Origin of the sequence: Mycolicibacterium cosmeticum (assembly GCF_000613185.1) — a bacterium.
GTDB classification, from domain to species: Bacteria; Actinomycetota; Actinomycetes; order Mycobacteriales; family Mycobacteriaceae; genus Mycobacterium; species Mycobacterium cosmeticum.
In genome coordinates, this window is record NZ_CCBB010000001.1 from 894313 (window position 1) to 920507 (window position 26195).

Sequence of the window (26195 nt, forward strand, 5' to 3'; positions counted from 1 at the left end):
CGTCAGGGGCCGATGCGCTGCCCGACGATGTCGTCGAGCCGGCCGGTGACCGCCAGCCGGCCCAGCCGCCGGCGATCCTCGTCGCGGCCGCCGCTGCTCTCCACCTCGTCGACCAGGGTCGCCGCCTCGGCGGCCGCGTGCCGCAGGTCGTCGTCGACCGCGTCGATCAACCGGACCATGAACCGCACCTGCCCGCTGCGGTCCCCGGCGCGCGCGACGATGGCGCCGATCACCGGATTCACCCACACCAGCTCGCCTGCGGACCCGCGCAGCAGCCCCACGCGCACCAGTGCCGCGGCATCGTCGGCGGCCAGATCGCCGATGACGGTCTGGTGCCGCAGGCCGAGGAACCCGGCGAGGTCACCACCGGCGCGCACCACCTCGAAGAACTCGGCGATGTGCGCGGAGGTGAAGCCCCGCCGCAGCAGTTGGTTGATCGTCTGTAACTGCCGCAGGTGATGATCGTCGTAGATGGCAGCCCGGCCGTCCCGCCGCGGCGCGTCGAGCAACCCACGCTCGCGGTAGGCGCGGATGTTGCGGGTGGTCACTCCGGAGATGCGGGCGAGCTCACCCAAACGGTAGTCAGGCAACGTCGTGCACCCGCTCACTGGTGCAACCGTTCATGGCCACACTTTAGCGCGGGTTTTGCGGTTGCGAGCGAATTCCCCGGCGCCACCTCGCCACACCGGCAGTATGTCCGTATCGCATAGTTCAACTGCACATATCCGATTGCAAATGTTGCCTACGGGACAATTCAACCGAACTCAGCCAGCGTGCAGCAAAGGCAAACATGCGGCGGTGAGCAAATTCACGCAAATATTCGCTGGCGATTCGTCCTATCAATTTGCGAGAATATGACAGGACAAATCATTTCCCGTTCTGCGAAGAGAGGCTGCCCACGTGCGTCCCTGGATCGTCTGGGCCACCGGGTTACTCGCCTATATCGTCGCGGTGCTCAACCGCACCACCCTCGGGGTGTCCGGGTTGGAGGCGGCCGATCGTTTCCACGCCACGCCCAGCGTGCTGTCCGCCTTCGTCGTCCTGCAGGTCATCGTCTACGCGGGCGCCCAGGTTCCGGCCGGTGTGCTGCTGGATCGGTTCGGCTCGAAGGTCCTGATCGCCTCCGGTGCGACGGTGATGGCCGCGGGCCAACTGGCCATCGCGGTCACCGATTCGCTGCCGCTGGCGTTGGCGGCCCGTGCGGTGGTGGGCCTCGGAGATGCCATCACCTTCATCTCGGTGCTGCGCCTGGTGCCGCACTGGTTCCCGGCCCGGCAGATCCCGTTGCTCACCCAACTCACCGGCATATCCGGGCAGCTCGGCCAGGTGCTCTCGGCGGTGCCGTTCCTCTCGCTGCTCGGTGTGGCCGGTTGGACATCGGCCTATCTGTCGGTGACCGCCCTCAGCGTGCTGGCGTTGGTGCTCACGGTGGTCATCGTGCAGAACACCCCGAACGGCCCAGTGGCCACCACGGAGACCATGAGCGTGCGCGACACGCTGATCAGCGTGCGCACGGTGTGGATGCGTCCCGGCACCAGGCTCGGGTTCTTCACCCACATGGGCACCCAGTTCTCGGTGACCGTCTTCGCCCTGATGTGGGGGGTGCCGTATGTGACGGTGGCGCAACACCAGTCCCGCGCGGTCGCCGGCACCCTGTTGACCATCTCCGTCGTCACCGCCATCAGCGCGGGCGTCGTGCTGGGCATCTTCACCGGCCGCTATCCACACCGTCGTTCCTGGATGGTGCTCGGCATCATCGGCAGCAATGCCGCCATCTGGACCGTCGTGCTGGCGCTGCCCGGACCCGCGCCGTTGTGGCTGCTGGTGGTGCTCATCGTGATCATCTCGGTCGGTGGACCGGGTTCCATGGTGGGCTTCGATTTCGCCCGCACCTTCAATCCGAGCGCCACGCTGGGCACCGCGCAGGGCATGGTGAACATGGGCGGTTTCCTGGCCTCGCTGATGCTCATGCAGGCCATGGGCTGGATCCTCGACGCCGCCGGCGGTTATTCCTTCGACTCGTTCCACCTGGCGTGGACGCTGCAGTACGCCGTGTGGGTGCTGGCCGTCATCGGCATCCTCATCACCCGCAAGAAGGCGCGCAGGCTGATGCGCGAAGAGCAGGAGCGCTCACTCCTGGAGACGTTCGACGCGCACCCCGCCTCGCGTTAAGCCACCAGGCGGCGCTCCATCGCGTCGGCCATGTGCCGGTGACCGACCAGTTCGTAGCCGACCACCGAGACCATCGGAGCGGCGGTGGCGACCAGCAGGCACAGCGCCATCGACACCCCGCCCAGTGCCAGCAGGACCGATCCCACCAACACCGCCGCGGTGAGCACGAGCAACAGCAGGTGGAACCAGTCGATCTGCCGCACCAGGATCGAGTAGATGAGGAACACCAGGCACACGAACAGCCCGACCGGGATCACCACCGAGAACACCGTTCCCACCGATCCCAGTTTCGAGTTCCCCTCCAAGTAGTAGGCGGCGACATGAAGCCCGGCGCCGGTGGCCACGATCGACCCGAACAGGAAGATGGGCAGATAGCCGAACCAGAAGGACTGCTCACGGTGCGCGTGCAGCAGGTCCCCCGTCGGCACCGTGAAGAACACCCACCACATGCCGAACGTCAGGCCGATTCCGGCGACCGTGACCAGGATGGCGTCGACACTCCAGCCCTGTTCCTGAACCACCGCCGATAGCGTGGCAACGGTGCCGACCACCCCCTCGCCGAGCGCGATGATCGCCATCAGCCCATAGCGCTCGGAGATGTGGTGGGCATGCCACGGCGTGCCCCCGCCCCAGCGTTCGGCCACCACCGGCACCGCCATCTCCAGCACCAACATCAGACCGACCCACGCCGCCGTCACCGGCAGCGACGTGTGGGTGAAAATTTGTGCGATCCAACCGATTTGGACCACACCCAGCAAGGTCGCGTAGGTCAGGCAGGCCCTCCGCCGGGGAGCATCCTGGGCCGCCGCGCGTAACCATTGCGCGATCAGGCCGACCCGCATGACCACGTAACCGGCCACCAGCACCGCGTTGTCGACGTGCTCGCCGTGCTCGATCGACGCGAACACGTCGGGGATGCCCAGCGTCAGGATCACCACGCCGACCATCTGCACCATGGTGGTGACCCGGTACATCCAGTCGTCGGTGTCATAGGCCGAGGCGAACCAGGTGAAGTTGATCCAGGCCCAGCAGATCGCGAACGTCGCGAACAGGAACGAGATCAGACCGGGAAACACGTGGTCGGCCGTCAGCGCGTGCGCGAATTGCGAAGCAGCGGTGCCGAAGCCGACGACGAAGGTGAGGTCGAAGAGCAGTTCCAGCGGGGTGGCGACGCGATGCTGTTCATGGGGGTCACGCCCCGCCATCACCCGCAGCCGATGTGCCGTCCCGCTCACGACACCGTCCTTTCGTCGTCCTTCGTGCCCCGCGCACCGCCATGGGCCCGACGCCCGTCCCCGTCACCCTAGGGGATTGACAGCGCGGAACCGGCGCAGGTAGTCATCCCAGTCCCAGTCGGCGAGAAACGCCCGCGCCGCGCCGTACCCTTCGGCATACAGCGCCTCGACCTGCGCATCGGTGATGTCGAAGTCGAGGAAACCGACCTCGGTCGAATCGACCCGGATGGTCCGCGCACTCACCCACGGCTGGTTGAGGTAGGCCTGATCGCGGCCGACCAGCACCGTCGTGATCACATCGTCGAGCAGCCGGGGCGGCCCGAGCCGGCGCAACAAACCCCAGTCCGGCAGCACCTTGTCGATGCCGTCGGGCAGGTTGGGCAGCAGTGTGATGCCGAAGCTCGGCCAGCGCGGCGCCCTGCCGTCGGTGCGGTCCAGCGAATCGACCGGAAAGTTGGACAGCAGGCCGCCGTCGAGCAGCGTCGAGGTGCGTCCGGCGGCACCGGTCAGCTTCACCGGTCGGAAATAGAACGGGATGGACATCGAGGCGCGCACCGCGTCGGCCACGCTCTGCTCGTCGGGGTCCAGGCCGTACACCCGCCGGTAGTCCCAGGGCAGCCGCACCAGCTGCCCGGTGGTGACATCGGCGACGGTCACGACGAGCTTGTAGCGCTGTTCGGGTGGCAGCTCGTCATCGTCGATGGTCAGGTCACCGAAGGTCTCGACACCCAGGTCGCGCAGCTGCCTGCGCACCCAGTCGCGGGCGTAGTCACCCTTGTACATGCCGTCGCCCAGGAGCACCGCCACCGAGCTGCCGACCAACGGCAGCCGCTGCGCCGGCACCGGGTCACGGAATTTGTGGTAATCCAGTTGCAGCGCAAGGTCTTTGACCTCGGCGCCGGTGAGTGCGGAGCCCGGCCGGGAGCCCGCCGCGACGATGGCTCCGACTATCGATCCGGCCGATGTTCCGGACACCCGCTGCACGGCGTAGCCGGCATCCAGCAGGGCCACCACGGCACCGACGAGTCCGACACCCTTGACACCCCCGCCGGAGAGCACCAGGTCGGCGGACAGGGACGGCACATCGGAGACGATACCGCGGCGGCTCGGACCGGGGCCTAGACCGGATCGAACGATGCGATCAACCAGTTGCCGTCCACCTTGGTCAGTCCGACCTTCACGCTGCTGGTGGAGAACGAACCGTCCGGATTCTCGGCACTGGTGGTGGTCTGGTTCAGGAACAGCAGGACGACCGCCGAGCCGGGATGCAGCTCCATGACCGCCGAATTGACGATTGCCGCCGAGGTCTTCACCGACTTCTTCTTGGCCGCGGGGGTGACGATCTGCTCGGTGAACTGGGTGTAGTAGTTCAGGAAGTCGCCGGTCAGATGCGTCTTGGCAGTGGAGAAATCCTTGTCGAGCGTGTCCGGTGCATAGGACAGCAACGCGACCGTGCCATCGGAGGCCGCCTTGATGGCCGACGCGGCCGCCTCGGCGTCGGTCTGCCGATCGGGCCGGTACTGGTTGACATAGATCCATGCCGTGGCGCCGGCCGACGCCACCAGCGCCACGGCCAGCGCCAGCGCGAACCAGTGCCGGCCCAGCGCCCGCAGGACTCGGCGCACCGGGCCGGCCGGGCGTGTGGGGCCGGCTGCCTCCGGTGCGTCGAACGGGACGGCGTCGGCCCCGTCGGCGGCGGTGTCCTCGAGTTCGACCACGTTCGCATCGTCGAGTTCGACGTGCGATTCGACAAGGGCCTCGTCATGTTTGACGGTCACGGCGCGAACTCGACTTTCGCCATCTTGATCTGGCCCCCGTCCCGAGCCATGCTCACGATCAGTCGCCAGTTCCGTGGATTCTGTTTGGCGCCTTGGGCATTGGTGATCGTCGAATTGGCCACCACCAATACGTCGGCCGCGTCCTCGGTCATCGTCTTGACCGCGGCCGCGGAGACGTTGGCCTGCGTGACCACCTTGGACGATTCGGCCACCTTGGCGAACTCGCCGGCCTGACTCTCGAAGTCCTGCCGGAACTGCCCGGTGGAGTTGTCCAGGATGCGCTGCACGTCCGCCTTGGCGCTGTTGAAATCGAGCGACATCAACGAGACCACGCCTTGCCGGGCGGCCGCCGTGAAATCGGCGGTGAGCTGCCGCTGGTGCTGCGCGTCCCGGTGTTTCCAGACCATCCACCCGCTGGTGCCGGCGAGCCCGACGATGACGACGATGGCCAGGACCGCCGCCGCCGGCTTGACGATCGCGGCGAGTCGGCGGCGGCCGGCGCCCTCCGGCGCCTGCGGTTCGGCGGCGGCCGACTCGGCTTCCCCGGTCGCCGCAGGAGTGGTCGACTCCTCCGGAGTCTCCGATGTGTCGGCCGCCTTGCGCGCCTGCGCTTCGGCCTCGGCCTCGCGGCGCAGTCTGATCGCCTTGGCCCGGGCCCGCGCGGCGGCGGCAACCGCTTCGGCTTCGGCGGCTTCGGCCTCGGCTTCCTCGGCGGATAGCGCGAGCGCGTCCTGCGCGCCGCGTTCCGGCTCCGCGTCGGGCAACGCTGCCCGGCGCTTACGGATGGCCATCATGTCCTCCTGCGCCAGTGAGAATGGCATTATCAATTTCGACTATTGACCCGACGATACCTCATTGCAGAGGCCCGGAAAATAAGCCTTTTCCAGCGGAAACGCTATTTACATGCTGTGCGGCCGCTCAGCTTGGTGGCGCTCTCACACGCCCGGAAGTCGGTCCTTCATCACCTTCCCGGTGGCGTTCAGCGGCAATTCCTCCAAGAACTCTACGTACCGCGGCACCTTATACCCGGCCATCCGTTCCCGGCTCCAGTCGATCAATTCAGTGGCAGCGACCCCGGCGCCATGACGCACCACGAACGCCTTGCCCACCTGACCCATCCGCTCGTCGGGCACGCCGACGACCGCCACCTGCGCCACGGCGGGGTGTTCCATCAGGAAGCCCTCGATCTCGGCCGGATAGGCGTTGAAGCCGCCGACGATGAACATGTCCTTCTTGCGCCCGACGATGCGCAGCCGGCCCGACTCGGTGAACTCGCCCAGATCGCCGGTGTGCAGCCACCCGTCGGCGTCGATCGCCTCCGCGGTGGCGGCAGGATCGTCGAGATACCCGCGCATCACGCCGTAGCCGCGCACCAGCACCTCGCCGTCGGCGGCGACGCGCACCTCGACGTCCCGGCACGGCACCCCGGCGGTGGTGGCGACCTCTTCGGGGCTGTCGCCCGGCCGCGACAGCGTGACGTTGCCGGCCTCGGTCAGCCCGTACCCGGTCATCAGGCTCCGGAACGGCAGCTCGTCGCGGATACGCCGGACCAGTTCCACCGGGATGTCCGCGGCCCCCGTGACGGCGGCCCGCAACGTCGCCAACCGGGATTTGTCGGCAACGCCCAGCAGCGAGTGATACAGCGTGGGCGGCCCTGGGAGCATGGTGATGCGTTCGCGCTCAACGAGTTCCACCACCGCGTCGATGTCGAATACCGCGACGGGCACCATGGTGGCACCGCGCAGGAAGGCGGCGACCAGACCGGCCTTGAGGCCGAAGGTGTGGAAGTACGGATTGATCATCAGATAGCGATCACCGCGGCGCAGGTCGGCCAGGGTCGCCCATTCCTCGTACATCCGCAGCGTCTGGCGGTGGCACATCATGGCGCCCTTGGGCCGTCCGGTGGTGCCGGAGGTGTAGATGACATCGCACACGTCGTCGCCCGACAACCCAGGGTGTTCGAAGGGCGCACCACTGCCGAGGAAGTCCGATCGCAGATCGATGTGCGGTACCCCGGGCAACTCGAAATCCTGCCCCAGGAACCCCTTTTGGACGAGCACCGCTTTGGCGCCGCTGCGGGCCACCACGTCGGCGGCTTCGTCGGCCTTGAATCGGGTGTTGACGGGAACCAGCACGCCACCGGCGGTCATGATGCCGAAGGCCGCGATGATCCACTCGGCGGAGTTGGGCGCCCACACCGCCACCCGGTCCCCTCGGGCGATACCGAATTCGTGGAATGCACCCGACGCCAGGCGGATGCGGTCCGCCAGGTCGGCGAAGGACAAGCGCTGCGGACCGTAGACGACGGCTTCGGCGTCGCCGAATCGGTCCGCAGCGCCCAGGACCATCTCGGGGATGGTCTGCCAGCTCATCTAGGTGGTGACGAGACGCCCGAGGTTGCCACCCATGATCTTGGCCTGATCCTCGACCGAGAGATGCTCGAGGGCGGTGACATAGTGCGTCGGCTCGGCGAGCCCCTCGGGGTGCGGCCAGTCCGACCCGTAGAGCACCTGGTCCACCCCGATCAGGTTGATCAGGTCGTCGATGCCCTCTTCGTAGAAGGGGCTGACGTAGATGCGGTTCTTGATCTCCTCGATCGGGTTGCCCAGGAAGGCCTCCGGGGCCTTCTTGTACACCTCGGCCATCGAATCCAGCAGGGGGAACATCCATTTCGAGCCGGCCTCGACGATGCCGACCTTGAGCTTCGGGTGCCGGAACAGCGCGCCGTGGATCACCCAGGAGGCGACCGCATCCTGGATGGGACGCCACTCGTTGAGGATCGACATCGCGTTGGTCTGGAACGGCAGCATCTCCTGCGCCTGGCCGTCCCACTCGGAGGTGTAACGCGAGTAGCCGCTGTCCGAGGAGTGCATGCCGACGAACACGTCGTGGTACACGACGCGCTCCCAGAACGGGTCGAATTCGGGCAGCGCGAACGAACGCGGACCGCGGAAGCCGGGCACCGGGGCGGGCCGGATCAGGATGGCGCGGGCGCCGCGCTTGACGCACCACTCCAGTTCCTCGATCGCCTTCTCGACGATCGGCAGCGTGATGACCGGCGTCGTGAAGATGCGGTTCTGGTAGTTGAAGCCCCACACCTCATCGAGCCACTGGTTCAGCGAGTGGATGAGGACGTGGATGGCGACCGGATCGTCGGACAGCCGCTCCTCGATGAGACTGGCCAAGGTCGGGAACATCAGGCTGCGGTCGACGCCGAGTTCGTCCATCACCTTGATGCGCGGCTCCGGCTCGAAGAACGCCGGAATGGCCTTCATCGGTTCGCCGAACAGTTCGCGCTTGCTCTTGCCGTCGGGGTTGCCGAACTTGAAGTACTCCTCCCAGGCACCCGGCTTGGCGACCACCGAGAACGTGGGATTGGGGATGTAATTGCTAATCACCCCGCGCAGCGCGATCTTGGTCCGGCCGTTCACCTCGACGTACTGGACGACGTCCGCGTAATCCTTCGGCAGGAACTTGGTCATCGCCTCCGGCGGCTCGTAGAGATGGTTGTCCGCATCGAACAGCGGAAACGGAATGTCGACCCGATGCGACAGTTGTCCCATGAGATGCTCCTTTTCGGTTCGTGAGAATCATATTCTCACGAACCGGATGCCGCAATGCCCTCAGGACGAGGTGACAGCCGCCTGCCGGACCGCCTGCCGGATGCGGAACTTCTGCACCTTGCCGCTGGCGGTGCGCGGATAGTCCTCACCCTCGGGCACCTCGTGCAGCTCCTCCGGCCACTTCTGCCGCGCCACCCCGGCCCGTCCGAAATGGGTCCTGACCTCGTCGAGGGTGGGCATCGCGTGGCCGCTGCGCAGTCTCAGCACGGCGGCCACCCGCTCGCCCAGCCGCGTGTCGGGGGCGGCGACCACCGCCGCCTCGGCGATCTGCGGCATGCCCAGCAGCACCTCTTCCACTTCCAGAGCGCTGATGTTCTCGCCGCCGCGGATGATCAGGTCGGCCGTCCGGTCGGTGATCGTCAGGTAGCCGTCTTCGTCGAGCACACCGATATCGCCGGTGCGGTACCAGCCGTCGTCGTCGAAGCACTTCGCGGTCAGCGCATCGTCGGTGTAACCCAGGCACAGATCGGGTCCCCTGCTGAAGATCTCGCCGTCGGGTCCGAGCCGGATCTCCACGCCGGGACGGACATTGCCGTCGGTGTACAGCCTCTTGTCCTCGGGCGCGGTGACGCCCGAGCCGGTGATGGACGGGTGCTCGGTGCTCCCGTAGGACCGGTAGACGAACAGTCCGTGATCGGCCAGCCGCCGGGTGACGGCGGCGGGTACCGTCGAGCCGCCGAGGCCCACCGACGTGAACCTCGCCAGATGCTCCTTCGTGAACCGCGGATGGTCCATCAAACTGGTGACGAAATACGGCGGGCCGCCGCCGATGGACAGGCCCTCGCGCTCGATCAGGTCCAGCACCTTCCCCGGATCCCACACGTCGCACAGGTCGATCGGCGCGCCCTCCAGCACGGGGATGAGGAAGGCGCCGAGCATCCCGATGAAGTGACCGACCGGCGTCGCGGTCAGCTGACGGCCCCGGTCGGGCGGGTAGTTGTCCAGTAGCTGCCGCGTCTCGAAGCCCAGTGTCTGATGGCTGTGCACCACTCCCTTGGGCTCCTTCGTGGTTCCCGAGGTGAAGGCGATCAGGGCCGGGGCGGCGGGGTCGGTGGGCAGCGTCTCGGCCAGCGGCGCCTCGGCGAGCAGGTCGTCGAAGCCGCTGAGCCCATGCTCTTCACGCAAGCGTTCATCGGCCCCCACCAGACCGACGATCGGGATGCCGCGGCACAGGTCGGGCTGGAATGACATCCGGCCGAACTGTGCGGTGGACAGGTAGACCTTCGGCTTGACCGTGGCGATGATGTGCCCCAGCTCCCTGCGACCGTAGAAATGCACCACCGGCACGGTCACCGCACCGAGGAACGCCGACGCCCAGAACGCGACCGCGGCCTCCATCCAGTTCGGCAACTGCAGCACCACCACGTCACCGGGACCCACCCCGCGATCGCGCAAACCGGCCGCCAACCGCCTGGCCCGCTGTTCGACATCGCCGAAGGTGCCCGCGTACGGCCGGATCTCCGAGTGCACACAGAAGCCGACATCGGGGCCGGCCGCCAGGCCGTCGGCCAGCATCCGGCCGAGGGTTTCGGGCCGCCACCAGCCTTCCGCCACGTACCGTTTGGTCAGGTCACCGGGGATGGCACGCACCCTGGTGATGCTATTCTCACCTCCCGAGAATGCCAATATCGAATCTGGAGAATGCTTGATGGTCGACCTCGAGATCGAGGACGGATTGGCGGTCGTCACCATCGACCGCCCGCACGCACGCAATGCCATATCGCTGGACACGATGGACGAACTCGGCAAGGCACTCGACGGAGCCGAGGGTGCGCGGGCGCTGGTGATCACCGGCGCGGGCGACAAGGCCTTCGTCTCGGGCGGCGACCTCAAGGAACTGGCCGCGCTGCGCACGGAGTCGGAGGCCGCCGCAATGGCCTGGCGCATGCGCACCATCTGCGATCGGATCGCCGGCTTCCCGGGACCGGTGGTGGCCGCACTCAACGGTCACGCGCTCGGCGGGGGTGCCGAGTTCGCGGTGGCCGCCGATATCCGGATCGCCGCCGACGACATCAAGATCGGGTTCAACCAGGTGTCGCTGGCGATCATGCCGGCCTGGGGTGGGGCCGAACGCCTCGGCGCACTGGTCGGCCGCGGCCGCGCTCTGCTGTTGGCCGGCACCGGCCGGGTGCTGCGTGCCGACGATGCCCACCGGATCGGGCTGATCGACGAGGTGGTGCCGCGCACCGAGTTCGCCGCGCACTGGCGGACCACGGCCCAGCTGTTGGCCCGCCGGCCCGGCGGCGAGATCAAGCGGGTGATCAACGGGACGACGACCACCGATGCGGTCGCGGCCTTCGCGAAACTGTGGGTGTCCGACGAACATTGGGCGGCCGCGGACAAGGTGTTCGACAAGGGCAGGTAGCCGCACCCTTGTGACGAAGTAGCCGATCGGCTAGTGTCCGAGCATGGTAGCCGAACGGCTATCACCTTGGAGGCACGTGCCGATGAATGCGTCCACCAGTACAGGGCCTGGTCATACGAGGGGCCAACGCATCCTGTTGTGGACGGCACCGCCGGCCGCGGCGCTGTTCGTCCTCGCCTACCTGCTGTTCCCGCCGTTCACGCCGCCGCTGTCACCGGCACTGACGCCGGAGCAGGTGGCGGCGTTCTTCCGGGACAACAACACCGGCATCCTCGGCGTCGTGATCCTGTGCAATCTGATCGCGGGGTCGCTGGTTCCGCTGTTCGCCGTCACGGCCGTGCAGATGTCGCGCACCACCACCTCCAGCAGCGTGTTCACCTACGCCTACGTCATCTGCGTCGGCGTGGGTACGACGGCGTTCATCCTCGCCGACTACTGCTGGGGCATGGCCGCGTTCCGGCCCGACCGTGACCCCCAACTGATCAGTCTGCTCAACGACATGGCCTGGTTCTTCTTCATCGTCCCGGTCGGCACCATCGCCGTGCAGAACATCTGTCTGGCCCTGAGCATCTACCTCGACCGCCGCCCCGACCCGGTCTTTCCGCGCTGGGTGGCACATTTCAACATCGCCGTCGCGGTGCTCGTGCTCCCGAGCGCCTTCTCGATCCTGACCACGTCGGGTCCGCTGGCCTGGGACGGATTCATGTCATTCACCTTGCGGCTCACCGTTTTTGCCGTCTATATCGTGGTGATGTTCCTGGTCTTGCTGCGCACCGTGGGTCGCCAGGGCAGTGAACTGGCGGCGCTGGCATGACAGCACCCAAGAAGCTCGACCAGTGGATCGCCTTCTGGAGCGTGCCCGCCTTCTTCACCCTCTTCGGCATCGTGTTCGTCCCGCTCAGCTGGATGATGCCGCCGCGCTCCCCCAGCAGTTCCGCCCCACAGATCATCCAGTTCATGCAGTCCCACACGCTGCTGACCGCATGTGTGATCCTGACGCTCTGCTTCGGTTTGGCGCCGGTGTCCAACGCGATGTACCTGATCCAGATCAAGCGGATGTCGGTCAGCCCGGTGTTCCGGTACACGCTCATGGTCGGCTCCATGACCGGGGTGATCGTCGGCATGTTGTTCCCGATGTTCTGTTTCGGACTGGGGGCGTTCCGCGCCGGCTACGACCCGTCGGTCCTGGCCATGCTCTACGACTTCGGCTATCTGGCGTTCATCGGTTCGTTGGGCTGCTTCTGTGTCATGTGGATGGCCTTCGGCCTGGCGATCATCCTGGACGAGAACAGCATTCTGCCGAAATGGCTTGGCTACTACACCGTTTGGCAGTATGTCTCCGAACTGATGGCCGCACCCGTCTGGATCGCCAAATCGGGCCCGTTCGCCTGGAACGGTCTGATGACGTTCTGGTTCGCGATGGTCGTCTACGTGCCCTGGCAAATCGTCGTCTATGTGTGCATCTACCGCTCCATCCGGGCACAACCGGACGACGAGCTCGAAAATGCCTGGCGGGCAACGTCGGAACCGCTGCCCCAACTCCGCAGGACGGCGAACACATGACCCGTGCCGTCGCCGCCGATTCACGTAGGTCACAGGCGGCCGGTCACCTCCCCGGCGAAGGGAGCATGTGGTTCTTCGTCATCGGTGACCTGCTCATCTTCGGCGGCTATTTCGTGGGCTACATGTATTTCCGCGCCCAGGAGCACGCCGTGTTCTTGGCCGCTCAGGCCCGGCTGAATGTGGTTGTGGGCGCGGTGAACACGATCATGTTGCTGACCAGTTCACTGTTCGTGGCGCTGGGTGTCGCGGCCGCCCGCACCGGCCGGGCGCGGGACGCGGCCCGACTGCTCGGCGTGGGGTGGGCGTTCGGCGCCGCCTTTCCCCTGCTGAAGCTGTTGGAGTACGTGCCGGAGATCACCGCCGGCCTGACACCGGGAACGAACGCGTTCTTCATGTTCTATTTCGTGATGACGGGCCTGCACCTGTGCCACGTGCTGTTGGGCCTGGTGATCCTGGGCTTCGTCATCCGCAATCTGCTTGCACAACCGAGGCTTTCGTTCGTGGAGACCGGTGCCACCTACTGGCACATGGTCGACGTGCTGTGGTTGATCCTGTTCGCCTTGCTCTATCTGATGAGGTGACCGTGCTGTCCTACCTGCGCAACCCGCTGACGACGGTGTGGGCGGTGCTCACCGCCGTCACCCTGGCGTCCTGGCTCACCGCTCGCGACGGTGGCGCGGCGCATCGGCTGAATGCGCCGATCACGGTGATCGTGCTGACCATGGCAATGGTGAAGGCTTTTCTGGTGATCTGGCATTTCATGGAGGTGCGCCACGCCCCCACTTGGCTGCGCGCCACCATGGTCGGTTGGCTGGTCGGGCTCTTCGCCTCGTTGCTGGGAGTCTATTTCGCCGCCGCGTAGCCGCGCCGCTACGGCGCGGTCGCGACCACCTCGGACACCCCGTCCTGGATCCGCAACAGCCGGCCGTCGGGCAGCGGAATCTCCAGCGGCTGCGGCTCACCTTCGAGCCAGCGCAGCCAGCGCTCCACGAAGTCCAGCGTCTCGGCGTGCCCCGCCGACATGCCCAGCTCCTGCTCCATCACCAGCACCCGGGACAGGCTGGTGGCGAACACCGTCCACACCACCGGCGGCACCTCGGAGGTGTCCACCCCGTAGCGATCCAGCGCCGCCGTCACCGCGATGCGCTGATCCTCGCGGAAACGTTCGGCGAAATAACCGATCTCGGCGCGCAGCGCCTTGCGATGGTTGGCCAGGCCCATGAACTCCATCGTCAGCCGGGTGGCCGCCGGGTCGGTGCCGAATCGCCACAGCGCCCACAGTGGTTGCGCGGACTGCAGGGCGGCGGCCTGCACCGCGAGCCCCTCCTCGGCGCGGCGGCGGAACACCGCCAGGAACAAGTCGTCCATGGTGCGGAAGTAGTAGTGCACCAACTGCGGTTTGAGACCGGCCTTGTCGGCGACGCGGCGCGAGGTGACAGCGGCGTAGCCGTCTTCGAGCATCAGCACCTCGGCAGCATCGAGCAGGACGCCGCGATTCTTGGCGTCCGGCGCCCCGATCCTGCGCGATGTCGTCATGCTCTCCCCAGTGTGTGCTCGCGTGCCCCGATGGTAGCGACCCGTGCACGCGGTGATCTTGACCACGACTCTATGCCCATGCTAAGCAGGTGCACAGCACTTTGCGGTAACGCGTTTGGCCAATCCCACCCAGCCCCGGGAGCACCGAAGATGACGACCGATTACGCCACGCTGGATTTCCTCACCGATCAGTCGCTGGTCCCGGACCCATACCCGTACTTCGACTACCTCCGGGAGCGCAATCCGGTGCTGGAGGTACCGCCGTGGGGCGTCATCGCCGTCACCGGGTACGAGGAGGCCGTCGCCGTCTACAAGGACACCGAAAACTTCTCCAACGCGATCGCCGTCGGCGGCCCCTTCCCGCCGTTACCGTTCACCCCGGAAGGCGACGACATCTCCGAACAGCTGGAGGCGCATCGGCATCTGCTGCCGATGTTCGAGCACATGGTCACCATGGACCCGCCCGACCACACCAAGGCCCGCTCCCTGCTCAACCGACTGCTCACCCCGAGCCGGTTGAAGGAGAACGAGGACTTCATGTGGCGACTTGCCGACAACCAGCTCGACGAGTTCCTGTCCAACGGCCGTTGTGAGTTCCTCGCCGAATACGCAAAACCGTTCTCGCTGTTGGTGATCGCCGACCTGCTCGGCGTGCCCGAAGAGGACCACCGGGAGTTCCGCACCGTGCTCGGCGCCGACCGGCCCGGTGCACGCGTGGGCTCCCTGGAAGGCGAGGTCGTCGCCGAGAACCCGCTGCAGTTCCTCGACGACAAGTTCGTCGCCTATCTGCAGGAGCGGCGCGCGGCACCGCGCGATGACGTGCTCACGTCGCTGGCCACCGCGCTCTATCCCGATGGCTCGGTGCCCGAGGTGATCGACGTCGTCCGCTCGGCGACGTTCCTGTTCGCCGCCGGGCAGGAGACCACCACCAAACTGCTCAGCGCCGCCATGCGGGTGCTGGCCGAGCACCCCGAGGTGGCCGACAAACTGCGCAAGGACCGGACCCTCATCCCGACCTTCGTGGAGGAATCGCTGCGCCTGGAAAGCCCGGTCAAATGCGACTTCCGGCTCGCCCGGCGCACGACCCGGATCGGTGACGTGCAGATCCCGGCCGGCGGCATGGTCATGGTGCTGCCCGGGGCGGTCAACCGGGACCCGCGGCGATTCGACCACCCGCACGAATTCCGCCTGGACCGCAAGAACGTCCGCGAGCACATGGCGTTCGGCCGCGGCGTGCACTCCTGCCCGGGCGGGCCGCTGGCCCGGGTGGAAGGCCGCGTCTCGCTGGAGCGGATCCTGGACCGGATGGCCGATATCGCCGTCGACACCGACGCGCACGGTCCGGTCGGCGGCCGGACTTTCAGCTACGAGCCGACCTTCGTGCTGCGCGGCCTGACGGAACTGAACATCACCTTCACCCCGGCCGGATAGCCCGGCTCGCCACCGGCCGATCGGAGCTCATCCCCCGGGGGATAATGGACGCCGTGACGTCCCCCGGCGCCGAATCCGGCGCAACCCGGCGCCGGATCCTGGACGCCGCGCTCGAGCTGGCCTCCACCACCGGGCTGCGCAAGTACTCCATGGAGCAGATCGCGCGGACCGCCAAAATCGGCCGGGCCACGCTGTACCTGTACTTCAACGGCAAGGACGCGCTGATCGCCGCGCTGGTCGAAACCGAGTTGGCGCGCTATTTCGCCGGGATCCAGTCCGTGATCGACGGCTACCAGGACGCCGACGACCGCCTGGTGCACGGATTCGCCGCGGCGTACCGGCTGCTGCGCGACCACCCCGCGTTCACCACGGTGCTGCGCGTCAACCCCGAACTGCTCACGCCCTACCTGATCGCCGAGAATTCGCGGGCGATGGATCTGGCCCGCGGCTTCGTGTACTCGGTGATCCGGCCCGGTGACCTACCCGACGAGCTGCGCGCCCAGTTCGCCGAACATGTTGCGCGAACCATTCATTCGTTCATCCTCATCCCCGGCGGGGTGCTGGCCCTGGACACCACCGGTGGACCCGAGGGGTACGCCCGGCGCTTTCTGCTGCCGGTACGCAAGGCGTTGGCCGCCGACAGTCAGATCCGCTTCATGTAGAAGGGCATCTCGACGACCGGCCACTGGTTGCGGCCGCACGAACCGCTCGGGCCGACGGTCTTGTCCTGGCCGGTGTACTCCTGGGCTCCGACGTCCACATGCCCGTCGGCGCCCACCGGGTAGATCTTGTAGATCTGCAGTCCTTCCACCGGAACGCCGTCGGCGCAGAATCGCCAGTTGGGCACCGCCCGCTTGACGTACCACAACCCATTGGTGGTGTAGATCGGGGCGGTCCAGCCGGCGTCGCTGGTGACCGTTCCGACACAGTCGGTGGGCGACGTGCACTGCGTCGAGACGGTCCAGGTGCTGCGTACCGACGGCTGATCTTCGTAACGCTGATTCACCTGCGCCCATTCACCATTGGACGACGTCGCGAAGGTTCCGTTGATGCCCCACTCCGGCGCCGCCCCGGCAGGCACCGCGCCGGCGAGCGCAGTGCCTGTCACGCATGCCCACATCACGGCGACCGCGGCGACTTTACTGCCCAACATCGATCGAGCTCCTCTGGTCCGGACCGCACATGTCCTCGGAACATTCTTCTCCAAAGGAGAGAGTTTCGTTTCCGTTTGTGCGAAAGTAGACGGTGTGCGAGTGACGGTGCTGGCAACCACTGCCCTGATCGCCGCCGGCGTAGCGGTGGCTCCGACGGCGAATGCCGGTCCGCAGACGTGCAACGATCCGTACTGCGTACCGGGGATCAATCCGAACGCGATCCTCGGCGCGCCGTGCGACAACACCTCGTACTACGTCTTCGGCGTCGACGCCCGCAACGGTTGGGGCAGGCTGCTTTTCTGCGGTTCGCCGCGACGTTACGAGCCGCGCTGGTTCCGCTCTCCCCCGATGGTCGGCATCCGCGAGGAGAACAGCCTGTGCATCAACGAGAACGACTCCGTCGCGCAAGCCCCCGACGGACTGTTCCTCAGCTGCGTGAGCATGAACGGGGACACCCGCTGGCGGCGCGGCGACGCCTGACACGTCGCGCCTACCAGTTCCGCAACGAGCACAGCGCGCCCTTGGCTCCGCTGTTCGACTTGAGCACCGCGCCATCGACGGCCAACGTGCAATTGATGGTCGGCACCGGCAGATTCGGTGACTCGCCGCTCTGCACCGCGACCATGGCCCACAACTGGGGATCGGTCAGCATCGCGTCGAAAACCCACGGCTTGTCCGGTGCCACATCGGCTTCCACGCGTGGGCTGAACTCATACGGGTTGTGGCTGTAGTCCGACCACGTCGGCGGGTCGGTGTCCCGGTAATAGATGTGCACGTAGAAGGGCGCATTCGCGGTGACGGTGTACTGCACGTGATGCAATGGCGGCGGCGGATCGTCGTCGGCCACCGCCGGTGTGGCATCCGCGATGCCGAGGGTCAGCAGCAGCGCGGCCGCGGTGGATATCGCGGCGGTCGGGACGGGGCGCATCGTCACATCCTCGTCAGGTTGAACGGATAGGTCAGCGTTCCCCCGGGAGCACCGTCACAGCCGGCGTCGAAGGTCGACACCATCTCACCGGCCAATGTCGTTGCGTCCCAGGAGTAGACGTCGTGGGTGGGCACCGTCGGTCCGTAATAGATGTCTCCGCACCGCAACCCGAAGGGATCATCGATCGTCATCGTGTAGCGGCCGTCGACCAGATAGGCGTCGGCATGGGTGTACACCGCCTTGGCGACCGGCTGCGGCAGCGTGACGATGTTGACGCAATCCGGGATGCGATCGCCCTGGGGATTCTGGCAGGGCGTCAGGGCCGACCAGATCCAGGTGTGGAAGTCCCTCCGGTCCGGGATGGTCAGCGCGTAGTTACCCAAGAACATCGCGGCCGCAGGCGGAGCGACGGTGACCGACGTCGACACCAGGACCGCACCGATCACGGCGGCCGCACGCGCGACTCTCATTCTCCCCCTCCATGATCGGCCGTCGAGCGGCGGTTGACCCGGGTCATGTCGGCATCAGCTCCTGCCAGGACGTGGCAGTCTTGGCCAGATCGGTCTGCTGGTAGAGGTGCCCGTCCGGACCCATGTACTGCCCGGTGCGCGGATCGTACTTCGCGATCGCCACCGACGGACCGGGCGCCGGCCCGTCGTGGAAGGCACTCGGCGCGGCCGGCGCGGCACCATCGGACGGTCCGGTCAACCCGGTATCGGGTAGATGTGGGATCTCGGTCGACTGCGGCAGATCGGCGGGCGGCAGCGGCACCGCAGCCGGATCGGGCTCCGGGGGCGGCAACTGGCCGACCACGGGCGGGGTCGTGTACAGCGGCTGCCCCGGCAGCAACGGGCCCGGCGGCATACCGGGGAAACTGGCAGGTGGTTGGGGTTCCGGTGCCGCCGCCGGCGGCGGCGCGTCCACACCGGGCGGCAGCGGTGTGCCCTGCAGCGGCCCGAAGATGTTGGCATCGGGCAACACCCGGGAGTCCGGCGGCACCCCTTGCGAGATCAGGTTGGGATCCAGTGGATACGGACCCAGCGCATGCTGACGTTGGGCCAGCGGCTGGTAGCCGTTCGGGTCGTCGCAGAGTTCGACCGTGGGGGCCCGCTTGCCGGGATGCGCCATACACGGATAGTTCCGCGCGCCGCGAACCGCGATCGGCGAGTCTTGCGGCAGCTTGCAGTAGATGTTGTCCGGTGTGTCGATGACCGTGGTGTCGGCCGGCGATCGCCACGCCGACGGCGGCAGGAACCCGACGGTGCACGACGGCGGATCACCCAGCCCCAGTGAGAAATCACCGGCAGGCAGGCCCGTCGGATTGTTGGTCGGGGCGTAGGTCTGGATTTGCGAGACGTAGGGCGGCAACAACACCAGCAACTGCTCCAGCGACGGGTGGTAGGTGACCCCGATCTGACCGATGGTGGTCAAGTTCGCCAGCAGGATCGGCAGGGTGGGCTTGAGTTGGTCCAGCAGGCGGGAGGTCTCCGCGGCGAAGCCGGGGCCGTTCTGCAGGATCGACCGGATGTGGGCGTCGTTGTCGGCCAGCGTGCCCGTGATCCCGGCCAGGCCGGCCGCCCAGGAGCGGGTCGAATCCGTGGTCTGGGCCTGCGCTTCCAGGAACGGCACCGCATCATCGATCAGCCCGCGGGTCTGGTCCGACACGGCCATCGAATCACGGGTGATCGTCGAGGCCGAATCCAGCAGCGAACCGAACGCGAAACCGGTTCCGTTGAATGCCTGGTACGACTCGTCGAGCAGTTGGCTCAACTTGTCTTTGGGGATGGTGTCCACCAGCGCACTCACCTGGTCCAGCATCGGGCCGACCATCTGCGGGATGGTCGTGTGCTCCTGGGCTATCACCGACCCGTCCTGCAGGTAGGGCCCGGAGTCGTTGCGCGGCAACAGTTCCACGTACTGTTCGCCGACGGCCGACATGCTGCGCACCTCGGCCTGCAGGTCGGCAGGCACCTTCGGCGACCTGTCCAGCGCCAGCGTCGCCTCCGCGCCGTGGTCGGTCAGTGTCACCGCGGTGACCTTGCCGATCTGCGAACCGCGATAGGTGACGTTGCTGAACCGGTAGAGCCCGCCGGTCGCCGGCAGCTCCAGTTTGACGGTGATACGTCCGACGCCCAGCAGCGTGGGCACCTGCATATAGGCGAAGACCATGACCGCCACCCCCACCAACGAGGCGATGGTGAACAGGATCAGCTGCATACGGACGAAACGAGTCAGCATCAGTGCCCCCCGGTGGTCGACGGTGCCGGCGCTGTGCCCTGTGCCCCATACGGTCCGGCGAAAATCGGCGCCCCATCGCCGGGCAGTGGCGCGGCGACCTGTCGCGGACCGCCGGGCATGTTCAGCGGCGGGGGTGTCACCGGCAGCACCGGGCCGACCTCCGCCGGGATCGGCGGGGGCGGCGCAGCCGGCGCCTGGCCCTCGGGCTCCGGCGGGATCACCTCCGGCGGCGGCGGGTTCACGCCCGTCTTGAGCGGGTCGTAGGTGTAGTTGAGGTACGGCGGATCACCGGGAACCGGAATGAGTTCGGCGCCCTCCTGGCCCCAGCGGGTGCCCAGGAACAGGCTGCGTTTCAGGCGCGGAACCGTGAGGTCGATGGTGGCGAACAGGTTGTAGTAGTCGCCGCGGATCGCCCGATCCATGAAGCTCTGGGTGAACGGGACGTGCACCGCGTACTCCAGCACGCCCGGCAACTCCGGTCCGACGTCGGCCAGCGCCTTGATCGCCGGCTCCAGGTTCTTGAGATTGGCCACCAGATCCGCCTGCGAATCGTTCACCAGCTTGTTGGCGGTGTCGCTGAAGGTGCCCAGTTTCTGCAGCGCTGCGGTCAGCCGTGGACGTTCGGCGATCAGCACGTCCATTGCCGGCGGGACCCGGTCCAGGGCGCGGGTGATGACTTCACGTTGGCCGGCAAAGGTGTTGGAGAGCCGGTTGAGTGACTGGATCGAGGCGACGATGTTGTCGCGCTGCTCGTCGAGCACCCCGACGAAGGTGTCCAACCGCGTGATCAGATCCCGGATGTCGGCCTCGCGTCCGTTCACCGCGGAACTGAAGTTGTGGATGACGTCACCGATCTGCCCGAGTCCGCCGCCGTTGACCACGGCGGCCAACGAGGACAGCGTCTGCTCGGTCGACGGGTACGTCGACGAATCATTCAGCGGGATCGTCGATCCCGGCTCCAGCGCCCCGTCGGGCGCCTGCCCGACGGGCGGATCGAGCGCCAGGTGCATCGATCCGAGCAGGCTGGTCTGCCCCACACTGGCCACCGCATTCGCCGGCACCACCACATCGGGCTGTACCGACACCTCGACGTCGGCGTGCCAGTCCTTCACCGTCAAGGAGCGCACACTGCCGACCACGACATCGCTCATCATGACCGGCGAATTCGGTTCCAGAGTGGCGACATTGGCGATCTCGACGTGGTACACATGCGCGTCGTCGCCGCGCCCCACCGCTCCTGGCAGCGGGAGCGAGTTCACACCCTGGAACGCACACCCCGAGGTGGTCAAGGCCAGGCACGCAGCGACCACGAGGGCCGAGCGGGGATGTCTGCCTTTCATGCCGGCGGCGTCCCTTCGGGAGCAGGAAGCGGTGCTTCGGCGGGCAGCGGTGCGTCGGGGGCGGGCCCGGGAAGCTCACCGGCGGGGTTGAGCATGTCGCGCAGTGACGACGGCACATTCGGCGGGACGACCGGCGGAGCCCCGGGCAGCATCTGCTGCGCTCCCGGCGGCGGGGTGCCCGGCGGCCGGCCCGTGAACGGCGGCGGTGGAGGTGGGCCCCCGTTGTAGGCCGACAGGGCGGGCGCCGTGTCCGGCGGTTCCGGGGATCCGCCGGCACCACCGGGCATCAGGCCCGGCTCCGAATAGACGATGTCCTCCGGACTGGCCGACGGCATCAGGAAGGGCGCGATCGGGAACGGCAGGTGGTTGAAGTTGAGCAATCGCAGCGCCGGTCCGAGATATTGGGAACACAGCTTGGCGGTCTCCGGCGCGGTGGTGTTCTCGACCGCGCCGATCGCACCGCACACGAACTGCACCGGATTGGAGAAGTTGTTCAGCACGAACTGTCCGACGGGACTACCCGTGGACGGGTTGTAGATGTTGTACCCGTTGAGGAACGCGTTCGGCGCGATGTGCAGGAAGTTCTGCAACTCCATCTTGTTGTCGACCAGGTTCTGCGTCACGTTGGCCAACCGCTGCACCTGCTCGGCGGTCTGGTTGCGGGTGCCCGCGACGAACCGCTGCACCTCGGTGATCGCAACGGACAGTTCCTTGACCGCGGCGTCGAGGTCAGAACTGCTGCCGTTCACCACGCTGGTCAACGTCGCCAGCCGGTTCTGGAACTGCACGACCTGCTGGTCGCTGTTCTTCAACGCGGTGACGAACAACTGCAGGTTCTTGATGATGTCGACGATGTTGCCGCTGCCCTCGGCCAGGATCCGGGCCACCCCGGACAACTCGTTGATGGTGTCGCGCAGCTTGGGCCCGTTGCCCTCCAACGCGTTGGCCGCGCTGTCGATGAACCGCGACACCGAGGTACCGGAGACACCGCTCTGCGGGCCCAGATCGGTCGCCAGCCGCATCAACTGTGTCTTGACCTCGTCCCACTCGACGGGAACGGCGGTGCGTTCCAACGGGATCACCGCGTCATCGGGCAGCGTGGGACCGCTGGACCGGTACGCCGGCGTCAGCTGGACGTAGCGCGAGGCGACCAGATTCGGCGCGACGATCACCGCCTTGGCATCGGCGGGAACCTTGACGCCCCGGTCGACTTCCAGGGTGAGCCGGGTCTGGGTGCCCTCGGGCTGGATCGCGGCGATGGTGCCGACCTTGACCCCGGACACCCGCACCTCGTCACCGGGGTACACACCGGTCGCCGTGGTGAACAACGCGGCGATCGTGGTCGGCCGGAAGACGAACTGCCGGAGCACGACCGCCGCCCCGAGCGCCAACGCGACCACCAGGGCCCCCGCCGCCACCCGGATTACCGTTCTACGGTTCATCAGCGCGAACCTCCCGGGATGCCGTTGTACGGGAGCGGCAACTCGGCACGCGGCCCGGCGTTGTCGGGCGGCTGGCCGGCGTTGACACCACGCCGGAAGCCGAACGCGTAGTCCAGGAACGGCTGCAGCAGCTGCGCCGGCTGCAGGTTCGGCACGTAGGCGTTGTAGTACGGTCCGTTGGCCAGCGTCTCGGCCTGCGACAGCATGAACTTCTTGATGTTGGGCAACGCCTTGCTGATGTTGTCGCGGTTCTTCTCCAGGACCTCGGTGACCCGATTGAGCCGCTCCAGGGTGGGTGCCAATTGTTTCTCGTTGTCGGCCACCAGCCCGGTCAGCTGGCGCGATACCGCCGCGGTGTTGGCCAGCAGGTCGACGATCGCTTCACGTCGATCGTTGAGGGTGCCGAGCAGGTCGTTGGCGTTGAGGATCAACGAATTCAGTTGTGCGCTGCGCTGGCCCAGCACCACGGTGACACTGCCGGCGCTCTTGAGCAGCGCCGCCAGATCCTCGTTGCGGCCGTTGATCGACTTCGACAACCGGCTCAGCCCATCGAAGGTGGGGCCCAGCCGGGGTGCCAGCTGGTCGATGGTCGCCGACAGGGTGTCCAGCGACTGATTGAGCGACGTCGTGTCGGTGCCGGCGGTGTTGGTGGTCAGGTCGCTCACCGCGTCGGTGAGGGAATACGGCGACGAGGTTCGCGACGTCGGGATGATCTCGCTCTGCTCCAGTGTGCCGCTGCCTGCCGACTCCAGCGTCAGTACCCGCTCGCCCAACAGCGAACCCGTGCGAATGTGCGCGGTGGTCTGGGAACCCAGCGGATACTTGCCCGCGGTCGTGAAGGTCACCAGCGCATCGCCGTTGCTCAGCGACACGTCGGTGACCGAGCCGATCTTGATGCCCGACAACGTGACATCGTTGCCGACCGCGATGCCGCCGGCCTCGGTGAACAGCGCCTTGTGGCGCACGGACGTCGCCCATTGGACCAGTTTTTCGGGCTGCAGGCCGACGGCGATGACGAGCAGGATCAAGACCGTGCCCATGAGTCCCGTCTTGACGAGATTGACTCCGCGATACTTCAACATCAGGGCTCTCCGCACCTCCCGCCTTCTTGTTTGAGCATCGGGAAAACCGCTGTGCGGCCCTGCAAGTCGGTCACGCGGAGTGAGATGCCACAGAGGTAGTACATGATCCAGCTGCCGTACGAGCCCAGCCGGGCCAGCTTGCGGTAGTTGTCCGGCGCCTTCTGCAGGCCGCTGTCCAGGGTCGCCCTGCCGTCGTCGAGCAACGGGGCCATCCGGTTGAGCTGGTCGACCGTTCCCTTCAGCGGCGGCCGTGCGTCGGTGAGCAGACTGGCCAGCGACGCGGTGCCGTTGTCCAGCGAGGTGATGGCGTCCCCGATCGGGTCGCGGTCCGCCGACAGCCCGTTGATCAGCTGTTCGAGCTTGTCGATGGTGCCCGAGAACTTGTCACCGTCTTTTGCCAGGGTGCCGACCACGGTGTTGAGATTGGTGATGAGCTGCTGGATGACCTCATTGTTGTCGGCCAACGTGTTCGAGAACGAGGACGTCTTGCTCATCAGCGAGTCGAGGGCGTCACCCTGGCCCTGCAGGATCTGGATCAGCGAGGTGGTCAGTGCGTTGACATCGCGCGGGTTGAGTCCCTGGATGACCGGCCGCAGGCCGCCGAGGAGCAGATCGAGGTCCAGCGCCCCGGCGGTGCGGTCTCTGGGGATCTGGGAGCCGGACGGCAGCAGCCGGGTGGAGCCGGGACCGTCGATCAGCTCGAGATAGCGGTCCCCCACCAGGTTGAGGTACCGCACCGCGACCTTGGTGCCGGTGGTCAGGGCAATGTTGCGGTCGGCGTCGAACGTGACCAGGACGGTCTTGTCGGGTTGCAGCGAAACGTCGCCGACGGTGCCCACCCGCACGCCGGCGACGCGTACCGAGTCACCGGCCTTGAGCCGGGACGCGTCGGCGAACACGGCCGAGTAGCCGTAGGTCGAGCCGCTGCGGTACTGACCGAACGCCATGAACAGGAACGCGGTGAGCAGCACCATCACCACGGCGAAGACGCCGAACTTGAGCAGCGTGGTTCTCGAACGGGTCATCCGGGCTGCCCCACCTGTGTGGTGTTGCGCGGCGGACCGTCCAAGGGGCCGAACAACAGCTGCTTGAGACCGTCGGAGTTCAGCAGGATGCCCTGATTGCCGTACTGCCAAGGGTTTGCGTCGGTGTCGGTGACCAGGTACTTGGCCCGGTTCCCGAAGCCGATATAGGGCAGACCCATACAGTGCGGACCGCCCTTGGCGGCGACCTTCGGCAGGTTCTGCGGGTAGCGGTACCGCTCGATCCCGAGGGTGAACGCGACACTGACCTGCACGCCCGGATCCGGCGACGGCGGTTGGTTTTTCAAAAACACCATGCCCTCCAGCGCGCAGTTGAGCCCGGGAGCGTACTCGTTGAGCAGGTCAGTGGTGGGCACCAGCAGGTGCAGCACATCGGTCAGCGCCTGCCGGTTGCCGCCGATGACGTCGTTGCCGATATCGCCGAGGCCGATCATGCTGACCAGGAATCCGTCCAGGTTCTTCTGTTCGTCGACGATGGACTGGCTCAACCGCGTCGAATTGTCAAGGGTGCGAACGAGGTCCGGCGCGGCATCGGCGTACGCGCCGGCCACTTGCGCCGTCGCCGCGATATCACGGGCCATGTTCGGCAGGCTGGGTTCGAGTTTGGCCAGCAGGGCGTCGAAATCGCTGAGCGTCTGGCCCATCTTCGCACCGCGCCCGGCGAATGCGGCCGACATGGCGCCCAGCGTCTCGTTGAGTTTCGCCGGATCGATCTTGTCCAGGACCCGGGTCAGCTGCTGGAACACCGTGTTGATCTCGACGGTGACGTGCTGGCCCTGCAGCACCTGCCCGGCATACATCGCCCTGGGCGAAGGGTTTTCGGGCGGGACCAACTGGACGTACTTGGCGCCGAACACCGTCGTCGACGCGATGTCGGCGATGACGTTGGAGGGAATGTGGCGCAGCTGCGACGGATCCATCTTCAGGTGCAGCGCCGCCCGGCCGTCCGGGAGCGTTTCGATGGACCCGACCCGGCCCACCTCGACACCACGCATCTTCACCTTGGCGTCGGGGTTCATCACCAACCCCGCCCGATCGGAGATCAGGGTGACGGATTCGGTCTTGGTGAAGTCGGCCCGGAACAACCCCACGGCCAGCGCGATGATCAGCGCGACCACCAGCACCGAGGCCGCTCCGGCGAGCGGACGGGCGTACCCCGCCGCACCGAAACTGCGCCCCGGCCGCGCCGCGACCGGCGGTGCGCCGCTGGAGGTCTCGGACCGGTGAGCCGGGCCGGGGCCGATGTTCTGTGTCACCTTGAGTCT

General features: G+C 66.8%; 27 protein-coding genes. 9 read left to right on the plus strand and 18 right to left on the minus strand.

Going from position 1 to position 26195, the window contains the following annotated elements:
* Nucleotides 1-2 precede the first annotated feature (2 nt).
* Nucleotides 3-590 (minus strand): MerR family transcriptional regulator, encoded by a 588-nt coding sequence (locus BN977_RS33050; protein ID WP_084172400.1) that lies wholly within the window; start codon nucleotides 588-590, stop codon nucleotides 3-5.
* 310 nt (nucleotides 591-900) lie between these two features.
* Between BN977_RS33050 and BN977_RS04260 the strand changes: the two genes are divergently transcribed.
* Nucleotides 901-2172 (plus strand): MFS transporter, encoded by a 1272-nt coding sequence (locus tag BN977_RS04260; protein WP_036396479.1) that lies wholly within the window; start codon nucleotides 901-903, stop codon nucleotides 2170-2172.
* On the opposite strand, the gene BN977_RS04265 is transcribed toward BN977_RS04260, so the two are convergent.
* The 7 genes from BN977_RS04265 to BN977_RS04295 form a co-directional block, all read right to left on the minus strand.
* Nucleotides 2169-3377 carry a low temperature requirement protein A gene (locus BN977_RS04265; RefSeq protein ID WP_051561042.1) on the minus strand — a complete coding sequence of 403 codons (1209 nt, stop codon included), beginning with the start codon at nucleotides 3375-3377 and terminating at the stop codon, nucleotides 2169-2171. The two genes, BN977_RS04260 and BN977_RS04265, sit on opposite strands and share 4 nt — an antisense overlap.
* Before the next feature lie 93 nt (nucleotides 3378-3470).
* Nucleotides 3471-4490: a patatin-like phospholipase family protein gene (locus BN977_RS04270; RefSeq protein WP_036396481.1), complete on the minus strand. Its 1020-nt coding sequence runs from the start codon at nucleotides 4488-4490 to the stop codon at nucleotides 3471-3473.
* 35 nt (nucleotides 4491-4525) lie between these two features.
* Nucleotides 4526-5185 carry a hypothetical protein gene (locus BN977_RS04275; RefSeq protein WP_036396482.1) on the minus strand — a complete coding sequence of 220 codons (660 nt, stop codon included), beginning with the start codon at nucleotides 5183-5185 and terminating at the stop codon, nucleotides 4526-4528.
* A complete protein-coding gene (locus tag BN977_RS04280) occupies nucleotides 5182-6006 on the minus strand; it encodes an Rv1363c family protein (protein WP_227456380.1) in 825 nt (274 codons plus the stop codon). The genes BN977_RS04275 and BN977_RS04280 overlap by 4 nt, the downstream gene beginning before the upstream one ends.
* A gap of 114 nt (nucleotides 6007-6120) precedes the next feature.
* The gene (locus BN977_RS04285) at nucleotides 6121-7557 is read right to left on the minus strand and encodes a FadD3 family acyl-CoA ligase (protein ID WP_024455298.1); all 1437 of its coding nucleotides are present in this window, start codon (nucleotides 7555-7557) and stop codon (nucleotides 6121-6123) included.
* On the minus strand, nucleotides 7558-8748 hold the full coding sequence (locus BN977_RS04290) for an amidohydrolase family protein (RefSeq protein WP_024455299.1): 1191 nt from the start codon (nucleotides 8746-8748) through the stop codon (nucleotides 7558-7560). It abuts the gene before it with no gap.
* Nucleotides 8749-8808: 60 nt separating this feature from the next.
* Complete coding sequence (locus BN977_RS04295) at nucleotides 8809-10398, minus strand: AMP-binding protein (RefSeq protein WP_036396483.1); 1590 nt, start codon at nucleotides 10396-10398, stop codon at nucleotides 8809-8811.
* Nucleotides 10399-10456: 58 nt separating this feature from the next.
* Here BN977_RS04295 and BN977_RS04300 point away from each other — a divergent pair, with 58 nt between their 5' ends.
* The 5 genes from BN977_RS04300 to BN977_RS04320 all read left to right on the plus strand — a co-directional run bounded on the left by BN977_RS04300 (nucleotide 10457) and on the right by BN977_RS04320 (nucleotide 13598).
* Entirely contained in the window at nucleotides 10457-11173 is a 717-nt protein-coding gene (locus BN977_RS04300) for an enoyl-CoA hydratase/isomerase family protein (RefSeq protein ID WP_024455301.1), read from the plus strand.
* Nucleotides 11174-11255: 82 nt separating this feature from the next.
* Nucleotides 11256-11987: a hypothetical protein gene (locus tag BN977_RS04305; protein ID WP_036396484.1), complete on the plus strand. Its 732-nt coding sequence runs from the start codon at nucleotides 11256-11258 to the stop codon at nucleotides 11985-11987.
* Nucleotides 11984-12736, plus strand: coding sequence for a hypothetical protein (locus BN977_RS04310; RefSeq protein ID WP_036396485.1), 753 nt, complete (start codon nucleotides 11984-11986; stop codon nucleotides 12734-12736). Before BN977_RS04305 ends, BN977_RS04310 begins: the two co-directional genes overlap by 4 nt.
* A complete protein-coding gene (locus tag BN977_RS04315; protein WP_036396486.1) occupies nucleotides 12733-13317 on the plus strand; it encodes a cytochrome c oxidase subunit 3 in 585 nt (194 codons plus the stop codon). The genes BN977_RS04310 and BN977_RS04315 overlap by 4 nt, the downstream gene beginning before the upstream one ends.
* The gene (locus BN977_RS04320; RefSeq protein ID WP_306372228.1) at nucleotides 13314-13598 is read left to right on the plus strand and encodes a cytochrome C oxidase subunit IV family protein; all 285 of its coding nucleotides are present in this window, start codon (nucleotides 13314-13316) and stop codon (nucleotides 13596-13598) included. Before BN977_RS04315 ends, BN977_RS04320 begins: the two co-directional genes overlap by 4 nt.
* A gap of 8 nt (nucleotides 13599-13606) precedes the next feature.
* Here BN977_RS04320 and BN977_RS04325 read toward each other — a convergent pair whose 3' ends face one another.
* Nucleotides 13607-14272 carry a TetR/AcrR family transcriptional regulator gene (locus tag BN977_RS04325; RefSeq protein ID WP_051561044.1) on the minus strand — a complete coding sequence of 222 codons (666 nt, stop codon included), beginning with the start codon at nucleotides 14270-14272 and terminating at the stop codon, nucleotides 13607-13609.
* 150 nt (nucleotides 14273-14422) lie between these two features.
* Between BN977_RS04325 and BN977_RS04330 the strand changes: the two genes are divergently transcribed.
* Both BN977_RS04330 and BN977_RS31330 read left to right on the plus strand, forming a co-directional pair.
* Nucleotides 14423-15703, plus strand: a complete 1281-nt coding sequence (locus tag BN977_RS04330) for a cytochrome P450 (protein ID WP_024455307.1) — start codon at nucleotides 14423-14425, stop codon at nucleotides 15701-15703.
* 53 nt (nucleotides 15704-15756) lie between these two features.
* Nucleotides 15757-16365 carry a TetR/AcrR family transcriptional regulator gene (locus BN977_RS31330; RefSeq protein WP_165576287.1) on the plus strand — a complete coding sequence of 203 codons (609 nt, stop codon included), beginning with the start codon at nucleotides 15757-15759 and terminating at the stop codon, nucleotides 16363-16365.
* On the opposite strand, the gene BN977_RS04340 is transcribed toward BN977_RS31330, so the two are convergent.
* Nucleotides 16347-16856, minus strand: a complete 510-nt coding sequence (locus tag BN977_RS04340) for an Rv2253/PknI dimerization domain-containing protein (protein WP_051561048.1) — start codon at nucleotides 16854-16856, stop codon at nucleotides 16347-16349. The two genes, BN977_RS31330 and BN977_RS04340, sit on opposite strands and share 19 nt — an antisense overlap.
* A 94-nt stretch (nucleotides 16857-16950) precedes the next feature.
* Here BN977_RS04340 and BN977_RS04345 point away from each other — a divergent pair, with 94 nt between their 5' ends.
* On the plus strand, nucleotides 16951-17337 hold the full coding sequence (locus BN977_RS04345; protein ID WP_191262720.1) for a hypothetical protein: 387 nt from the start codon (nucleotides 16951-16953) through the stop codon (nucleotides 17335-17337).
* Nucleotides 17338-17347: 10 nt separating this feature from the next.
* Here BN977_RS04345 and BN977_RS04350 read toward each other — a convergent pair whose 3' ends face one another.
* From BN977_RS04350 to BN977_RS04385, 8 genes are read right to left on the minus strand one after another with little or no spacing between them, the layout of a single operon-like run.
* Nucleotides 17348-17785 (minus strand): Rv2576c family protein, encoded by a 438-nt coding sequence (locus BN977_RS04350; protein WP_024455311.1) that lies wholly within the window; start codon nucleotides 17783-17785, stop codon nucleotides 17348-17350.
* 2 nt (nucleotides 17786-17787) lie between these two features.
* Nucleotides 17788-18255 carry a hypothetical protein gene (locus tag BN977_RS04355; RefSeq protein ID WP_024455312.1) on the minus strand — a complete coding sequence of 156 codons (468 nt, stop codon included), beginning with the start codon at nucleotides 18253-18255 and terminating at the stop codon, nucleotides 17788-17790.
* Between the two features lie 43 nt (nucleotides 18256-18298).
* Nucleotides 18299-20023, minus strand: coding sequence for an MCE family protein (locus tag BN977_RS04360; RefSeq protein WP_036396488.1), 1725 nt, complete (start codon nucleotides 20021-20023; stop codon nucleotides 18299-18301).
* Nucleotides 20023-21363 carry an MCE family protein gene (locus BN977_RS04365; protein WP_024455314.1) on the minus strand — a complete coding sequence of 447 codons (1341 nt, stop codon included), beginning with the start codon at nucleotides 21361-21363 and terminating at the stop codon, nucleotides 20023-20025. The genes BN977_RS04360 and BN977_RS04365 overlap by 1 nt, the downstream gene beginning before the upstream one ends.
* A complete protein-coding gene (locus BN977_RS04370; protein ID WP_024455315.1) occupies nucleotides 21360-22805 on the minus strand; it encodes an MCE family protein in 1446 nt (481 codons plus the stop codon). The genes BN977_RS04365 and BN977_RS04370 overlap by 4 nt, the downstream gene beginning before the upstream one ends.
* A complete protein-coding gene (locus BN977_RS04375) occupies nucleotides 22805-23887 on the minus strand; it encodes an MCE family protein (RefSeq protein ID WP_036398422.1) in 1083 nt (360 codons plus the stop codon). Before BN977_RS04375 ends, BN977_RS04370 begins: the two co-directional genes overlap by 1 nt.
* Complete coding sequence (locus tag BN977_RS04380; protein WP_036396489.1) at nucleotides 23887-24912, minus strand: MCE family protein; 1026 nt, start codon at nucleotides 24910-24912, stop codon at nucleotides 23887-23889. Before BN977_RS04380 ends, BN977_RS04375 begins: the two co-directional genes overlap by 1 nt.
* Nucleotides 24909-26186: an MCE family protein gene (locus BN977_RS04385; protein ID WP_036396490.1), complete on the minus strand. Its 1278-nt coding sequence runs from the start codon at nucleotides 26184-26186 to the stop codon at nucleotides 24909-24911. Before BN977_RS04385 ends, BN977_RS04380 begins: the two co-directional genes overlap by 4 nt.
* Between the last annotated feature and the right edge of the window lie 9 nt (nucleotides 26187-26195).

What these genes read in the sequence shown, in the direction of transcription:
- BN977_RS04265 (WP_051561042.1), bottom strand. Translation starts at nt 3,377, where the DNA reads ATGGCGGGGCGTGACCCCCATGAACAGCATCGCGTCGCCACCCCGCTG.
- BN977_RS04280 (WP_227456380.1), bottom strand. Translation starts at nt 6,006, where the DNA reads ATGCCATTCTCACTGGCGCAGGAGGACATGATGGCCATCCGTAAGCGC.
- BN977_RS04285 (WP_024455298.1), bottom strand. Translation starts at nt 7,557, where the DNA reads ATGAGCTGGCAGACCATCCCCGAGATGGTCCTGGGCGCTGCGGACCGA.
- BN977_RS04290 (WP_024455299.1), bottom strand. Translation starts at nt 8,748, where the DNA reads ATGGGACAACTGTCGCATCGGGTCGACATTCCGTTTCCGCTGTTCGAT.
- BN977_RS04300 (WP_024455301.1), top strand. Translation starts at nt 10,457, where the DNA reads ATGGTCGACCTCGAGATCGAGGACGGATTGGCGGTCGTCACCATCGAC.
- BN977_RS04305 (WP_036396484.1), top strand. Translation starts at nt 11,256, where the DNA reads ATGAATGCGTCCACCAGTACAGGGCCTGGTCATACGAGGGGCCAACGC.
- BN977_RS04310 (WP_036396485.1), top strand. Translation starts at nt 11,984, where the DNA reads ATGACAGCACCCAAGAAGCTCGACCAGTGGATCGCCTTCTGGAGCGTG.
- BN977_RS04315 (WP_036396486.1), top strand. Translation starts at nt 12,733, where the DNA reads ATGACCCGTGCCGTCGCCGCCGATTCACGTAGGTCACAGGCGGCCGGT.
- BN977_RS04325 (WP_051561044.1), bottom strand. Translation starts at nt 14,272, where the DNA reads ATGACGACATCGCGCAGGATCGGGGCGCCGGACGCCAAGAATCGCGGC.
- BN977_RS04330 (WP_024455307.1), top strand. Translation starts at nt 14,423, where the DNA reads ATGACGACCGATTACGCCACGCTGGATTTCCTCACCGATCAGTCGCTG.
- BN977_RS04340 (WP_051561048.1), bottom strand. Translation starts at nt 16,856, where the DNA reads ATGTTGGGCAGTAAAGTCGCCGCGGTCGCCGTGATGTGGGCATGCGTG.
- BN977_RS04350 (WP_024455311.1), bottom strand. Translation starts at nt 17,785, where the DNA reads ATGCGCCCCGTCCCGACCGCCGCGATATCCACCGCGGCCGCGCTGCTG.
- BN977_RS04355 (WP_024455312.1), bottom strand. Translation starts at nt 18,255, where the DNA reads ATGAGAGTCGCGCGTGCGGCCGCCGTGATCGGTGCGGTCCTGGTGTCG.
- BN977_RS04360 (WP_036396488.1), bottom strand. Translation starts at nt 20,023, where the DNA reads ATGCTGACTCGTTTCGTCCGTATGCAGCTGATCCTGTTCACCATCGCC.
- BN977_RS04365 (WP_024455314.1), bottom strand. Translation starts at nt 21,363, where the DNA reads ATGAAAGGCAGACATCCCCGCTCGGCCCTCGTGGTCGCTGCGTGCCTG.
- BN977_RS04370 (WP_024455315.1), bottom strand. Translation starts at nt 22,805, where the DNA reads ATGAACCGTAGAACGGTAATCCGGGTGGCGGCGGGGGCCCTGGTGGTC.
- BN977_RS04375 (WP_036398422.1), bottom strand. Translation starts at nt 23,887, where the DNA reads ATGTTGAAGTATCGCGGAGTCAATCTCGTCAAGACGGGACTCATGGGC.
- BN977_RS04380 (WP_036396489.1), bottom strand. Translation starts at nt 24,912, where the DNA reads ATGACCCGTTCGAGAACCACGCTGCTCAAGTTCGGCGTCTTCGCCGTG.